Source organism: Acidocella aluminiidurans (assembly GCF_055383125.1).
This window is the reverse complement of sequence record NZ_AP031589.1, coordinates 3,575,357-3,588,632: the sequence shown is the minus strand read 5'-3', so window position 1 is coordinate 3,588,632 and position 13,276 is coordinate 3,575,357. Positions and strand designations below refer to the sequence as shown.

The 13,276-nt window shown below is 63.1% G+C and carries 11 protein-coding genes and 2 tRNA genes; 11 read left to right on the top strand and 2 right to left on the bottom strand.

What is annotated here, in order from left to right:
* Positions 1-338: 338 nt before the first annotated feature.
* The 11 genes from ACZ46S_RS17655 (at position 339) to phbB (ending at position 9,352) form a co-directional block, all read left to right on the top strand.
* Positions 339-1,847 carry an acetyl-CoA hydrolase/transferase family protein gene (locus tag ACZ46S_RS17655; protein WP_464062795.1) on the top strand — a complete coding sequence of 503 codons (1,509 nt, stop codon included), beginning with the start codon at positions 339-341 and terminating at the stop codon, positions 1,845-1,847.
* A 214-nt stretch (positions 1,848-2,061) separates the two neighbouring features.
* Positions 2,062-2,874, top strand: coding sequence for an ABC transporter permease (locus tag ACZ46S_RS17650; RefSeq protein WP_464062794.1), 813 nt, complete (start codon positions 2,062-2,064; stop codon positions 2,872-2,874).
* Between the two features lie 25 nt (positions 2,875-2,899).
* Entirely contained in the window at positions 2,900-3,901 is a 1,002-nt protein-coding gene (locus ACZ46S_RS17645) for a taurine ABC transporter substrate-binding protein (RefSeq protein WP_464062793.1), read from the top strand.
* Positions 3,902-3,904: 3 nt separating this feature from the next.
* Positions 3,905-4,648: an ABC transporter ATP-binding protein gene (locus ACZ46S_RS17640; protein ID WP_295745765.1), complete on the top strand. Its 744-nt coding sequence runs from the start codon at positions 3,905-3,907 to the stop codon at positions 4,646-4,648.
* Positions 4,649-4,702: 54 nt separating this feature from the next.
* Positions 4,703-4,776 (top strand) — tRNA-Gly (locus ACZ46S_RS17635).
* A 118-nt stretch (positions 4,777-4,894) separates the two neighbouring features.
* Positions 4,895-4,971 (top strand) — tRNA-Trp (locus ACZ46S_RS17630).
* 42 nt (positions 4,972-5,013) lie between these two features.
* The gene (secE, locus tag ACZ46S_RS17625; protein ID WP_008492182.1) at positions 5,014-5,202 is read left to right on the top strand and encodes a preprotein translocase subunit SecE; all 189 of its coding nucleotides are present in this window, start codon (positions 5,014-5,016) and stop codon (positions 5,200-5,202) included.
* A 16-nt stretch (positions 5,203-5,218) separates the two neighbouring features.
* Positions 5,219-5,749, top strand: coding sequence for a transcription termination/antitermination protein NusG (nusG, locus tag ACZ46S_RS17620; RefSeq protein WP_295745771.1), 531 nt, complete (start codon positions 5,219-5,221; stop codon positions 5,747-5,749).
* 150 nt (positions 5,750-5,899) lie between these two features.
* A complete protein-coding gene (locus ACZ46S_RS17615) occupies positions 5,900-6,892 on the top strand; it encodes an HlyD family secretion protein (RefSeq protein WP_464062792.1) in 993 nt (330 codons plus the stop codon).
* Positions 6,889-8,457 carry an MDR family MFS transporter gene (locus ACZ46S_RS17610; protein WP_464062791.1) on the top strand — a complete coding sequence of 523 codons (1,569 nt, stop codon included), beginning with the start codon at positions 6,889-6,891 and terminating at the stop codon, positions 8,455-8,457. The genes ACZ46S_RS17615 and ACZ46S_RS17610 overlap by 4 nt, the downstream gene beginning before the upstream one ends.
* Positions 8,458-8,629: 172 nt before the next feature.
* Complete coding sequence (gene phbB / locus ACZ46S_RS17605) at positions 8,630-9,352, top strand: acetoacetyl-CoA reductase (protein ID WP_295746405.1); 723 nt, start codon at positions 8,630-8,632, stop codon at positions 9,350-9,352.
* Positions 9,353-9,505: 153 nt separating this feature from the next.
* On the opposite strand, the gene ACZ46S_RS17600 is transcribed toward phbB, so the two are convergent.
* Both ACZ46S_RS17600 and gyrB read right to left on the bottom strand, forming a co-directional pair.
* Positions 9,506-10,492: a WcbI family polysaccharide biosynthesis putative acetyltransferase gene (locus tag ACZ46S_RS17600; protein ID WP_464062790.1), complete on the bottom strand. Its 987-nt coding sequence runs from the start codon at positions 10,490-10,492 to the stop codon at positions 9,506-9,508.
* Between the two features lie 253 nt (positions 10,493-10,745).
* Complete coding sequence (gene gyrB / locus ACZ46S_RS17595) at positions 10,746-13,181, bottom strand: DNA topoisomerase (ATP-hydrolyzing) subunit B (protein ID WP_464062789.1); 2,436 nt, start codon at positions 13,179-13,181, stop codon at positions 10,746-10,748.
* Positions 13,182-13,276: the final 95 nt, after the last annotated feature.

Sequence of the window (13,276 nt, the reverse complement as noted above, 5' to 3'; positions counted from 1 at the left end):
ATCTCCAAAAGCAACAGCCCCGCTCGGAGGCTAAAAGCAAAACTTTACGCCAGCTTACATTATATTATGTTTATATCCCCGGCCAAGGGGAAACAGCCGGGGGATGCGGTCACGGTTTCGTCACGCGTTGATACTCTGTCCCTTTCCAGTACAATTTGAGCGCGTGACGCCCCGGAATGGACACACGCGCCCCCTGGGACCATTCCTCCGCCGGAGGCGGGGACGGAAAAAATTTGAGGCTTCGCATCGACGAGGTCCGGTTGTCCTTCCCGCCTCTCGTCCCGCCGGCGTGCCAGCGCGGCGCGGCGAAGGTCAATGCGTCTTGTAGGGAAGCGTCGATGAATCGAATCAGGTCCGAGAAACTGCGCCAGAAACTCATGTCCGTCGACGAGGCGGCCGCCCTTATTCCGCCCGGCTGTACGGTGGGGATGAGCGGTTTTACCGGCTCGGGCTATCCCAAGGCGGTGCCGCAGGCGCTGGCGCGGCGGATTGAGGCGGCGCGGGCCGCCGGCGACCCGTTCCGGGTGAAGATCTGGACCGGCGCCTCCACCGGGCCGGAGCTGGATGGCGCCCTGGCCAAGGCCGATGGCATCGAATTCCGCCTGCCTTTCAATTCCGATCCGATCGCGCGCGAGAAGATCAACAAGGGCGAGATGGAGTATCTCGACATGCATCTAAGCCAGGTGGCGCCGATGGCCTGGCAGGGGTTTCTGGGCAGGCTGGATGTGGCGCTGATCGAGGTGGTCGGCATTACCGAGGATGGGTCGCTGATCCCCTCCTCCTCCGTCGGCAACTCCAAAACCTGGGTGGACCGGGCGGAGAAGATCATTCTGGAGGTCAATCACTGGCAGAATGAGGCGCTGGAAGGGGTGCATGACATTTATTACGGCACCGCCCTGCCGCCGAACCGGGTGCCGATCCCGCTGATCCGCCCGGATGACCGGATCGGCCAGACGACCTTGAAGTGCGATCCTTCGAAGGTGATCGCGGTGGTTGAGACCAATGCGCCGGACCGCAACCTGCCCTTCGCCAAGCCCGATGACACCGCCAATGCCATTGCCGGGCATCTGATCGAATTCCTGGAGCATGAGGTGAAGATGGGGCGGCTGCCGGAGCATTTGCTGCCGCTGCAATCGGGCGTGGGCAATATCGCCAATGCGGTGCTGGCCGGGCTGAACGGCTCGCGCTTCGAGAACCTGACCGCCTACACCGAAGTGATCCAGGACGGGATGCTGGATATGCTCGATAGCGGCAAATTGCGCCTGGCCTCGGCCACCGCCTTCTCGCTTTCGCCGACGGCGGCGGAGCGGATGAACGACAATATGGCGGAGTATCGCAAGCATATGATCCTGCGCCCGCAGGAGATTTCCAACCATCCGGAGCTGGTGCGCCGGCTCGGCTGCATCGCGATGAACGGGCTGATCGAGGCGGATATTTACGGCAATGTGAACTCCACCCAGATCATGGGCAGCCGGATTCAGACCGGCATCGGCGGCTCCGGGGATTTTGCCCGCAATGCCTACATCTCCATCTTCATGACCCCGTCCACCGCGAAGGGTGGGGCGATTTCCTCGATCGTGCCGCTGGCGGCGCATGTGGACCATATCACCCAGGATGTGGCGGTGATCGTCACCGAGCAGGGGCTGGCGGATCTGCGCGGGCTGTCGCCGAAGCAGCGGGCGAAGCTGGTGATGGAGAATTGCGCGCATCCGGATTACCGGCCGCTGCTGCAGGATTATTACCAGCGCGCCCGCCGGTTTTCCTACGGCCAGCAATCGCCCTGCCTGCCGGGGGAGGCGCTGTCCTGGCATCAGCGCTTCATCGAGACCGGCACGATGCGTCATTAAGCCGCGCCAAGGCGCCTCTGCCTGGCACAAGCGCCTTGTTGCGTGGCTGGCATCATAAAAACCTTTTAACTGGCACCATGAGCGTGGGCATCACGCCGCGCTCAGCCGCCATTTCGCCTTGTATCAGCCGAAAATTCAGGCAATGCTGATGGCATGAGCGTGACGCATGGAGGCCTTTGCACAATGTTTAAACATGCCTCCGTGAAAGCGGCTTATGGCCAAGCCTGAGCGCGAACGGGCCTTCGCCCTGGGCGCGCGGCTGCCGCATGCGACCGGGCTGACCACCATCATCGTGCTGGCGGTGGCGCTCGCGCTGTGGGAGGCCGCGTCTCTGCTTCAGCTTTTCCCGCCCGTCGCCCTGCCCTCGCCCGGCGCGGTCTGGCATGCTTTCGTCATTCTCTTTACCATCGGCTATGGCGGCCACACGATCTGGCTGGATATCGGCGCCAGCGCGCTGCGTGTGGCCATCGGCTTTCTCGGCGCGGTCGCCATCGGCGTGCCGCTGGGGCTGATGATGGCGCGGGTGGATCTGGTTTTCCGCATCGTCGATCCGTTTCTGCAATTCATTCGCCCGGTGCCGCCTCTGGCCTACATCCCGCTGCTGGTGGTGTGGTTTGGCATTGGCGAGCTGCCGAAGGTGCTGCTGATTCTGGCCGGCACCATCCCGGTGATCATCATCGGCACCATCTCCGGGGTGAAGGCGACACCGCCCTTGCGCCTGGCGGTGGCGCGCACGCTGGGGGCAACCCCACGGCAGATCTTCAATCTTGTCGTGCTGCCCTCGGCCTTGCCGGAAATCTTCACCGCGATGCGGGTGGGCATTGGCGTCGCCTGGTCCTGCCTCGTCGCGGCGGAGCTGATCGCGGCGGATCAGGGGCTCGGCTGGCTGGTACAATATGCAGGCCAGGCCTTGCAGGTTGCGGTTGTCATCGCCGGCATCATCGTCATCGGCAGTCTCGGCTATGCGATGGAACTGGTGATCCGGCTGGTCGAGGCGCGCATCGTGCCCTGGCGCGGGCGTGAGTGAGTTTTCAAACAAGCAAGGGGGCATCATGGTGTTACGAATTTTACGGGCGGCACTTCTGGGTGCGACGAGCCTTGGCCTTGGCGCCGGGGCGGCGCTGGCGGCCAAGCCGGATGTGGTCATCGGCTATGAGAATAACGGCGCCGATCCCTATATGGTCAGCCAGGGCCAGGGGCTTTTCCAGAAAGACCTGGATGCCAACGTGACCCTGAAATATTTCGATTCCGGACCGGCGGCGATGAGCGCGCTCGCCTCCAATTCGCTGCAATTCATGTGCGGGCTGGGCGTGCCGCCTTTCGTGGCGGCGCTGACGCAAGGCTTGCCGCTGGCGATCATCTATAACCAGGAGCGCTATACTTCGGCCGCCGGCATCGCCGTGCGCCCGGGGGCGGGGATCAATGCCATCGCCGATCTGAAGGGCAGGAAGATCGCCATCGTGCAAGGCTCGCAGGCGAGTTTCGAGCTGGCGACCTTCCTGGCGCAGGCGGGCATTCCCTTCAACGCCGTGCATCAGATCAATATGTCGCCGCCGGAAATGCGTGTCGCCTACACCACCAAGGCGATCGACGCGGCCATCGTCTGGGATCCGGTGTTCGATGCGTTGCAGGCCCAGGGCGCGAAAGTGCTGAAGACCGATGCGGATCTGCCGCGCGGCGCCTCCTCCTACAATATCTGCATCGCCAACACCAATTGGGTGAAGGCGCATCCGGAGCTCACCGTGCAGTTCATCAAGGCGCTGGATGAGGGCGTGACCTACACCAAACAAAACCCGCAACAGGCGCTCGCGATCATGGCCGAGCAGGCCGGCATCGATGACAAGACCGCCGCCGCCGAGCTGAAAGGCTATGAGATTTTCTCGGCCAAGGATCAGGGCAGCGCGGATGTGATGGGCGGCGGCGCCAGCTCGGCCACCGGCAAGACGCTTGCGGCGACCTCCGACGTGCTGCTGAAGATCGGCCGGATCATGACGCCGTTGAAAGACCCCGGCGCCGCGGTGGATGCCAGCTTCGCCGCGAAGGCGGCGCAATAGAAGATGCCGATCGAGATCGCGCGCGTCAGCAAGAGCTTCAAGGATGTGCGCGCGCTGGATGAGATCTCGCTCACCGTCGAGGATGGCAGCTTCGTCACCATCCTCGGCGGCTCGGGCTGCGGCAAATCCACCCTGCTGAACATGCTGGCGGGGCTGGAGGCGCCGAGCACCGGGCGGATCACGCTCGATGGCCAGGAGATCACCGGGCCGGGGCCGGAGCGTGTGGTGGTGTTCCAGAAGGCCGGGCTCTATCCGTGGCTGAGCCTGCGCGACAATATCGCCTTCGGGCTGCGGCTGCGCGGGCGCTCCAACATCCCGTGGCGGGAGGTGGACCGGGTGATCGAGCTGATCGGGCTGAAGGGGTTTGAAAATCATCGCCCCTATGAGCTCTCCGGAGGCATGCAGCAGCGTGTCGCCATCGCCCGGGCGCTGGTGATGCATCCGCGGGTGCTGCTGATGGACGAGCCCTTCGGCGCGCTGGATGCGCAGACCCGCGAGACCATGCAGGAATTCCTCACCGAATTGTGGGAGCGGATTCGCGCGACCGTGATCTTCGTCACCCACGATATCGACGAGGCGATCATGCTCGGCACCCGGCTGGTGGTGATGGGCGCGCGGCCCGGCCGGGTCTGCCTGGATGCGCCGGTGCCGCTCGGCCGGCCGCGCCACTGGGACATGTCGACCAGCCCGGAATTCCTGGAGCTCAAGCGCGCCGCCCGGCAGATCCTGGCCGGGCAGCCGCATTGACCCCCCTGCCCTTGCCTCACCGCCCCGCTTTGGCTTAACCATGGGGTGCGCCGAGCGGGTGTAGCTCAATGGTAGAGTCCCAGCCTTCCAAGCTGGCTGTGCGGGTTCGATTCCCGTCACCCGCTCCAAAGCGCGGATTTTAGCCCTCCGGGAGACCGGAACCGGTTTAAAATTCGCGACGGACAGGCCGGGGACTTGACATCCGGCGCTGCAAAGTGTGGAAGGCGCTTCCATGCTGGTACGGATAGGGGCGTAGCTCAATTGGCTAGAGCGCCGGTCTCCAAAACCGGAGGTTGAGAGTTCGAGACCCTCCGCCCCTGCCATCCCTATCCCAGCATTTTGCAGTTTTTGGAGAGTGGTCCGTCTTGGCGTTCAACGTGTTGAAATTCGCGCGCGAGGTTCGCACCGAGGCGAATCGTGTCACCTGGCCCTCGGGCAAGGAAACGGTGCAATTGACCGGCCTTGTCCTGGCGATGGTGGTGATCATGGCCCTGCTGCTGCTCGGCGTCGATTCGCTGATCGGCTTTGGCATGCGCTCCCTCTTCGGCGCCTGAGATTAAGGAAAATTCGATGGCCAAGCGCTGGTACGTCCTGCACGTCTATTCCGGGTTTGAGAAAAAGATCGCCCAGCAGGTTAAGGAGCAGGCGGAGCTGAAGGGCTTTGCGGATCATATCGGCGACATCGTGGTGCCGACCGAGGAAGTGACCGAGGTCCGCCGTGCCCAGAAGGTGAACACCGAGCGCAAATTCTTCCCCGGCTATATCCTGATCAACATGGATATGACCGACGACACCTGGCATCTGGTCAAGGATATTCCCCGCGTCACCGGCTTTCTGGGCAGCAAGAACAAGCCGAGCCCGATCACCAACGCCGAGGCCGAGCGCATCATGAAGCAGCAGGAGGAAGGCACCGATCAGCGCCGTCCGGCTGTCATCTTCGAGGTGGGCGAGCAGGTGCGCGTGGCCGATGGTCCCTTCACCAGCTTTAACGGCGTCGTCGAGGAAGTGGACGAGGAGAAGGGGCGTGTTAAGGTCTCTGTCTCGATTTTCGGCCGCTCCACCCCTGTCGATCTCGAATATGCGCAGGTTGAGAAGCTCTGATTCGGCAAGTCTGTCAGAATTTCTCACCATCTTGTAATTGTGGTTTAAGGCTCTATCTCTGGCTGCACATTTTGTGAGTCGGATGACGTGCCGGATACATCTTCTTCCTCTTCCCGGCGCCGCCTTCTGGTTGGCGCCGGTATTGTTGTCGTGCTGGTTGCCCTGGGACTCTGGGTCGTCAATTACCTGCTTGTCGGGCAATATATCGTCAGCACCGATGACGCCTATCTCGCCGCTGATTCCAGCCTGATCGCCGCCAAGGTCAACGGCTATGTCGCGGATGTGGCGGTGAATGAGAACCAGACGGTGAGCAAGGGCCAGCTGCTGGCGCGCATCGACCCGCGCGATTACCGCAATGCGGTGAAGGGGGCGCAAGGCGCGCTGGCCGCCGCCCAGGCGGATGTGGCCAACGACCAGGCCCTGCTGGCCCTGCAGCAATCCAAGATCGCCGCCGCCCAGGCCGCCCTGCAGGGCGATGCGGCCCGCCTCGCCTTCGCCACCCAGAATCAGCGCCGCTACAGCCGCCTTTCCAACTCCGGCGCGGCGCCGGTGCAGACGATCGACCAGGCCGACACCTCGGTGCAGACCGCCCGGGCGGAGCTTGCCGCCGACAATGCCAGCCTGCAGGGTGCGCAGCGCCAGGTGGATGTGCTGAACGCCCAGCTCAAGCGCGCGCAGGCGGCGGTGACGCAGGCCCAGGCGCAGCTGGCCCAGGCCCAGCTCAATCTCGAACATACCGACATCCGCGCCCCCTTCGACGGGGTGATCGGCAACAAGACCGTGGCGGTGGGGGATTATCTGCAGCCTGGCACGCAGATCATGGCGGTGGTGCCGCTGGATCAGGTCTATGTGACCGCGAATTACAAGGAAACCCAGATCACCCATGTGCGTCCGGGGCAGGATGTGACCATCCATGTCGATGGCTTCCCCGGGCTGAAGGTGCGCGGCCATGTGAACAGCATCAACCCGGCCTCCGGCCAGGAATTCGCGCTGCTGCCGCCGGATAACGCCACCGGCAATTTCACCAAGATCGTCCAGCGCGTGCCGGTGAAGATCCTGATCGACCTGACCCCGCAGGAGATCGGCAAGCTGCGGCCCGGCATGTCGGTGGAGACGGATATCGATACGCGCAGCGGCTCATGAACGCGGCCGCCGCCGAAAAAGTCCCGCTGCGGGCGAAGATCGCGGTGATGGGGGCGCTGCTGGGCGCCTTCATGGCGGTGCTCAACATCCAGGTCACCAACACCTCGCTGCCGGATATTCAGGGCGGCATCGGCACCGGGCTGGATAATGGCGGCTGGATCTCCACCGCCTACCTGATCGGCGAGATCATCGTGATCCCGCTGTCCGGCTGGCTGGCCGGGGTGTTCTCGCTGAAGCGCTATCTCATCGCCAACGCGGTGCTGTTCCTGTTTTTCTCGGCCGCCTGCGGGCTGACCTCCAACTTCCCCGAGATGGTGGCGCTGCGCGCGCTGCAGGGGTTTTCCGGCGGGGTGCTGATCCCGCTGGCGCTGGTCTGCGTTTTAACGTTGCTGCCTCCGCATGTCCGGCCCCTCGGCTTTTCGATGTTCGCGCTCACCGCCACCTTCGCGCCGGCGATCGGCCCGACCATCGGCGGCTGGATCACCGATGCCTATGGCTGGCGCTACATCTTCTTCCTCAATCTGGTGCCGGGCGCGATCATGCTGCCGGCTTTGATGTGGGGGCTCTCGCCGGCGCCGATGCATCTGGACCGGCTCTGGAAGGGCGACTGGGTCGGCGTGTTCACCATGGCGATCGGGCTGGGCTGCCTGCAGACCGTGCTGGAGGAAGGCAACAAGGATGACTGGTTCAGTTCCGGCTTCATCACCAAGCTGTCGGTGATCTCCGCCGTGGCGCTGGTCTGGTTCCTGGTCCAGGAGCTGCGGCCGGGCAACGAGACGCCGCTGGTCAATCTGCGCCTGTTCGCGCGTTGGAATTTCGGCTTCTCCTCGATCGCCAATTTCATGCTGGGCTTCGTGCTCTATTCGGCGGTGTATCTGATCCCGCTTTATCTGGCCGTGGCGCATGGCTACAGCGCCGCCCAGTCCGGCGCGGTGATGGCCTGGATCGGCCTGCCGCAGCTCTTGATCATCCCCTGCATGCCTTGGCTGATGAAGCGGGTGGACCCGCGCCGGCTGCTGAGTTTGGGGTTTCTGTTTTTCTTCATCAGCCTGCTCTGGAACCTCAATCTCGGGCCCAATGACAGCGGTCCGCAGCTCTTGATCCCCAATTTGATCCGCGCCGTCGGCCAGGCGATGGTGTTCCCGCCGATCACCATGATCGCCACCGCCGGCATCGCGGCACAGGATGCGGGCTCGGCCTCGGCGCTTTTCAACATGCTGCGCAATCTGGGCGGGGCCATCGGCGTCGCGGTGGTGGAGACCTTCGTCACCAACCGGGAAAAATTTCACTCTTTCATCATCAACCAGCATGTCAGCCTGCTGCAGCCGGCGACGCGCCAGACCATCGCCGCCATGCAGCATTATTTCGAGGCGCATGGCATGTCCGACCCGGCGGCGGCGCGGCATCAGGCGCTCATTCTGCTGGGCGAGACGCTGAAGCAGCAAGCCAATTATTTCGCCTATGGCGATGCGTTCGGGCTGTTGGCCGTCGGCATGCTGGTGGCGCTGGCGGCCTCCTTCTTCATCCGCCGGCCAAGCGGACCGGCGGCACCGGGCGGACACTGAGCCGGACGGCGTCAAATTCGATTTCTGCTGCATCGCAGCAAAAGATTTCAAAAATTATGCGCCGCTTTGGAGCGGCGTTTCATGACAAAGCTCAATGCAGGGTGGTGTCAGGCCGGGCATTTGCGTCTTCTCGATAATGGATTAGGATTCGTAAAAAGAAGAGGAGGTCCATATGGCTCGAGTTGCATTGGTAACGGGTGGAACGCGCGGCATCGGTGCTGCGATCAGCATCGCGCTGCAGAAGGCGGGGCGGCTGGTGGTGGCGAGCTATGCCGGCAACACGGAAGCGGCCGAGGCCTTTCACAAGGAAACCGGGATCGAGGTGATCAAGTTCGATGCCGGGAATTACGATCAGAGCGTCGCCGCGGTGAATGAGATTGCCGCCAAGCACGGCGCCATCGAGATCCTGGTGAATAATGCCGGCATCACCCGCGATGCGGTGCTGAGCAAGCAGAGCCGCGAGATGTGGGATGCGGTGATCGACACCAATCTCGGCTCCTGCTTCAATCTCTGCAAGGCGACCTTCGATGGCATGAAGGCCGCGAAGTTCGGGCGGATCGTCAATATCGGCTCGATCAACGGCCAGGCCGGGCAATATGGCCAGGTGAATTATGCCGCCGCCAAATCCGGCATCCATGGCTTCACCAAAGCGCTGGCGCAGGAAGGGGCGCGCTATGGCGTGACCGTGAACGCGATCGCGCCGGGCTATGTGGATACGGACATGGTGCGCGCGGTGCCGCCGGATGTGCTGGAGAAGATCATCGCCAAAATCCCGCGCGGGCGGCTGGGCAAGGCGGATGATATCGCGCGCGGCGTGGTCTTCCTCACCGCCGACGACGCCGATTTCGTCACTGGCTCGACCCTCTCCATCAATGGCGGGCAGCATATGTATTGAAGCCTAGAGCATCAAGCTTTTAGCTTGATGCTCTAAACTTTGTTTTAGCGAGCAATTTCATGTGTTTATTTTGACGCTGGCGCGTCAAAATAAACACATATTGCTCTAGCGCCGCTTCGGGAGGCAAAACGCCTCCCGCCAGCGCACAATGTTTCAGCCATATACAGGGAGGGGAAACATCTCTCCCTCCCCGTCGATCTCCACCTCCTGCGCTGCTGACGCCTCGGTGTCGATCAGGTATCGCCTCCCCGCCGCGTCGCTTTGCAGGATGATCATCTCGCCTGCATCCAGATGGCGCGGCGGCGCCCCCCGCGGACGCACCGCCTGCGGCGCCCCCGCGACATAAACCGAACGGTCCGGCGCGGCGAAATAGAGCGTCCGCAGCCACTCATCGAAATCATAACGTTTGTCTTTGAACAAGGCCGGGAATTGCGCGAACCGCGCCTTGAAGCCCAGCCCCAGGGCGCGCTCCACCGCAGGCAGAATCGTCACGAACTGATCCGGATGGAGTTCCCGCACGGAATCGTAGAATTCATCCGCGAGCGCCACGCCAAGCTGCCGCGCGATGTCCCGGGCGAGGCGCTTATAGACGAACAAGGTCGGATGGTCCGGTGTCAAAAACAGGCGCTGCGAGGTGGCGTGGGCCTCCACCAGGTCGGACAGACGCAGGCTGATCCCTTCGCTGGTCTCGACCTCGCGCAGACGAAGCAGCGACTGCTCGGACATCGCCAGAATCTCCGCCTCCGTAAAGGGGTCCTGCATCACCCAGGCCTTATATGCCTCGAAATCCGAAAACGCCTTGGCCCGCTCAACCAGCAGCTCATAGGCCCAGCCCTGCTCAGCGTATTTCCTCAGCCCTGGATAATAGCCGTTCCATTGCAGCCAAGGATAACAGATGGTCTTGAGTTGCCGCGCCGCACAGGCTTCACGCAGATGCGCGGTATTATAGTCGCCTTTATTGAGGATCGGGCTGAACAGCACCGCATCGTAATCCGGCAGGCTCTCATAGGGAAATGCTTCGCCACGCTCGATCAGGCGGTAGTTCGTGATCAGCGCGCCGGTGAAATCCGTGGTGCAATATTTGTTGAAAATATCGCATAGAACCTCGGCATGGCAGCCACCGTAGAACAGAACTTTCATAATCGCCCTTCTTCCTGTGCGATGCCACGCTGGTCCCATGATCGTCCCGGGGGTATCACGAGCCCGGGCACGGTCAGACGCAGCGAAGCTGGCATCGCCCGCAGGCGGTACCAGCTAGACCTGATATTGTCGGGCGTAGGGCATTTCACAAGGCGCCCGCCTACGGCACAGCGTCAGCGTCCCCCAAGAGCATCAAGCTGGAAGCTTGAGGCTCTGGTTTTGTTTTGGCGAGTGGGTGTAACCCCATCTCGCTCTAGGTATCCAGATTGGCGACCTTCAGGGCGTTGTTGACGATGAACTCGCGGCGCGGTTCCACCACATCGCCCATCAGTGTCGAGAAGATCTGGTCCGTCCCCTCGGCGTCTGAAATCTTCACCTGCAGCAGGCGGCGCGCTTGCGGGTCCAGCGTGGTCGCCCACAGCTCTTCCGGGTTCATCTCGCCCAGACCTTTGAAGCGGCTGATCACCAGCCCCTTGCGGCCATGCGCCAGCAGCGAATCCCACATCGCCGCCGGGCCGCGCACCGGCTTCGCGGCGCCGCCATCGATGGACAGGGTGGCGTCCACATTGAACAATTCCGCCATACGCTCGGCCCGCTCGGCCAGATAGCGCGCCTCGGCCGTGCGCAGCACCGCCGCATCCAGCGTGTAATGCTCGGCGACACCGCGCACGGTGCGGCCGATCTTCACGCCATATTCGTCGGAAGTGGCGACCCAGCCGCGCTCATGGGGCAACGAAATCGCGTTCAGCCGGGCGGCCAAAGCCGCATCCTTGCCGGCATCGTTCAGCGCCGAGAGCGACATCAGCCCGGCAATGGCAACCTGCTCCAGATAGGTCTGCGGCAGCGTATTCTCCATGCCGCGCAGCCGGTGGACGAGCTGGCCGATCCACACCGCCGCCTCGCGCAGCTCATCGCCGGAAATATCCACCCCGCCGCTATGCAGCACCGAATCGCCCAGAGCGCGTTCGAGCAGGAAGGCCTCCAGCGCCGCGTCATCCTTCAGATAACGCTGGTCATTGCCGCGCTTGGCCCGGTAGAGCGGCGGCTGCGCGATATAGAGATAACCCTGCTCGATCAGCTGCGGCATCTGCCGGTAGAAGAAGGTCAGCAGCAGCGTGCGGATATGCGAGCCGTCCACGTCGGCGTCGGTCATGATGACGATGCGGTGATAGCGCAGCTTGGCGGCATCGAACCCGCCCTGCTCGCTATCAGCCCGGCCGATGCCCGCCCCCAGAGCGGTGATCAGCGTGCCGACTTCCGCGCTGCTCAGCATCTTGTCGAAGCGGGCGCGCTCGACATTGAGGATTTTACCCTTCAGCGGCAAAATCGCCTGGTATTTGCGGTCCCGCCCCTGTTTCGCGGAGCCGCCGGCGCTGTCACCCTCGACCAGGAAAAGCTCGGATTTCGCCGGGTCGCGCTCCTGGCAATCGGCCAGCTTGCCGGGCAGCGAGGAAATATCCAGCACGCCCTTGCGGCGGGTGAGCTCGCGGGCCTTGCGCGCGGCTTCGCGGGCGGCGGCGGCGTCCATCACCTTCTGGACGATGTTTTTCGCTTCCTTCGGATGCGTCTCGAACCAATGGCTCAGCGCATCCGCCACCGCCGCCTGCACCACCGGCTGCACCTCGGAGGAGATCAGCTTGTCCTTGGTCTGGGAGGAGAATTTCGGGTCCGGCACCTTCACCGAGAGCACGGCGGTCAGGCCTTCGCGCATATCCTCGCCGGAAATATCGGCATTATCCTTCTTGCCGGCGATGCTCTTGGCGTAATTGCTGACCACGCGGGTGAGCGCGCCACGGAAGCCGGCCAGATGGGTGCCGCCATCGCGCTGCGGGATGTTGTTGGTGAAGCAGAGCGTGGTCTCGTGGTAGGAATCGTTCCAGATGCAGGCGAATTCCACCTTGATGCCGCTCTCCTTCGCCTCGCTGGCGGCGGTGATGGGGGCAGGCAGCAGCGCGGTCTTGGCGCGGTCCAGCCAGAGGCAGAACTCCTTCACCCCGCCCTCATAATGGAACTGGTTTTCCTGGAAGGGCTGGTGGCGCTCATCGCGCAGCACGATGGCCAAGCCGGAATTCAGGAAGGCCAGCTCACGCAGCCGGCGCTCGAAAATGGCGTAATCGAACTCGGTATGGGTGAAGGTGGCGGCGGAGGGCTTGAAGCTGACCTCGGTGCCGTTGGGATGGTCGGAGGGCCCGACCAGTTTCAGCGGCTGCACCGTGTTGCCATTCTCGAAGCGGATGAAATGCTCCTGGCCGTTGCGCCAGATCCGCACCTCCATCCAGTCCGAGAGCGCGTTGACCACCGCCGCGCCCACGCCATGCAGGCCGCCGGAGACCTTGTAGCTGTTCTGGTTGAACTTGCCGCCGGCATGCAGCTTGGTCAGCACCACTTCGGCGGCGGAGACGCCTTCTTCCGGGTGAATATCGGTGGGGATGCCACGGCCATCGTCGCGGATGGTCATCGAGCCATCGCCGTTGAGCACCGCCTCGACCCGGCTGGCGAAGCCGGCCTGGGCCTCGTCCACCGCGTTATCGATGATCTCGAAGCCCATATGGTGCAGGCCCGAGCCATCATCCGTGTCGCCGATATACATGCCCGGCCGCTTGCGGACGGCATCCAGCCCCTTCAGAACACTGATCGATGCGGCGTCATAGGCATCGTCTTGCGGGGTCGGCTGCGGCGTATCGGACATAATCTGGGTCAGGCTCCGGACTCGGGATGGGAGCCAGATTTATACAGGATTTCGCCGCGAAAGCCTAATGCCGCCCGCGCGTTTATGCCCGCCGG

What these genes read in the sequence shown, in the direction of transcription:
- ACZ46S_RS17640 (WP_295745765.1), top strand. Translation starts at nt 3,905, where the DNA reads ATGCCGATCGAGATCGCGCGCGTCAGCAAGAGCTTCAAGGATGTGCGC.
- ACZ46S_RS17610 (WP_464062791.1), top strand. Translation starts at nt 6,889, where the DNA reads ATGAACGCGGCCGCCGCCGAAAAAGTCCCGCTGCGGGCGAAGATCGCG.
- nusG (WP_295745771.1), top strand. Translation starts at nt 5,219, where the DNA reads ATGGCCAAGCGCTGGTACGTCCTGCACGTCTATTCCGGGTTTGAGAAA.
- ACZ46S_RS17655 (WP_464062795.1), top strand. Translation starts at nt 339, where the DNA reads ATGAATCGAATCAGGTCCGAGAAACTGCGCCAGAAACTCATGTCCGTC.
- gyrB (WP_464062789.1), bottom strand. Translation starts at nt 13,181, where the DNA reads ATGTCCGATACGCCGCAGCCGACCCCGCAAGACGATGCCTATGACGCC.
- phbB (WP_295746405.1), top strand. Translation starts at nt 8,630, where the DNA reads ATGGCTCGAGTTGCATTGGTAACGGGTGGAACGCGCGGCATCGGTGCT.
- ACZ46S_RS17600 (WP_464062790.1), bottom strand. Translation starts at nt 10,492, where the DNA reads ATGAAAGTTCTGTTCTACGGTGGCTGCCATGCCGAGGTTCTATGCGAT.
- ACZ46S_RS17650 (WP_464062794.1), top strand. Translation starts at nt 2,062, where the DNA reads ATGGCCAAGCCTGAGCGCGAACGGGCCTTCGCCCTGGGCGCGCGGCTG.
- ACZ46S_RS17645 (WP_464062793.1), top strand. Translation starts at nt 2,900, where the DNA reads ATGGTGTTACGAATTTTACGGGCGGCACTTCTGGGTGCGACGAGCCTT.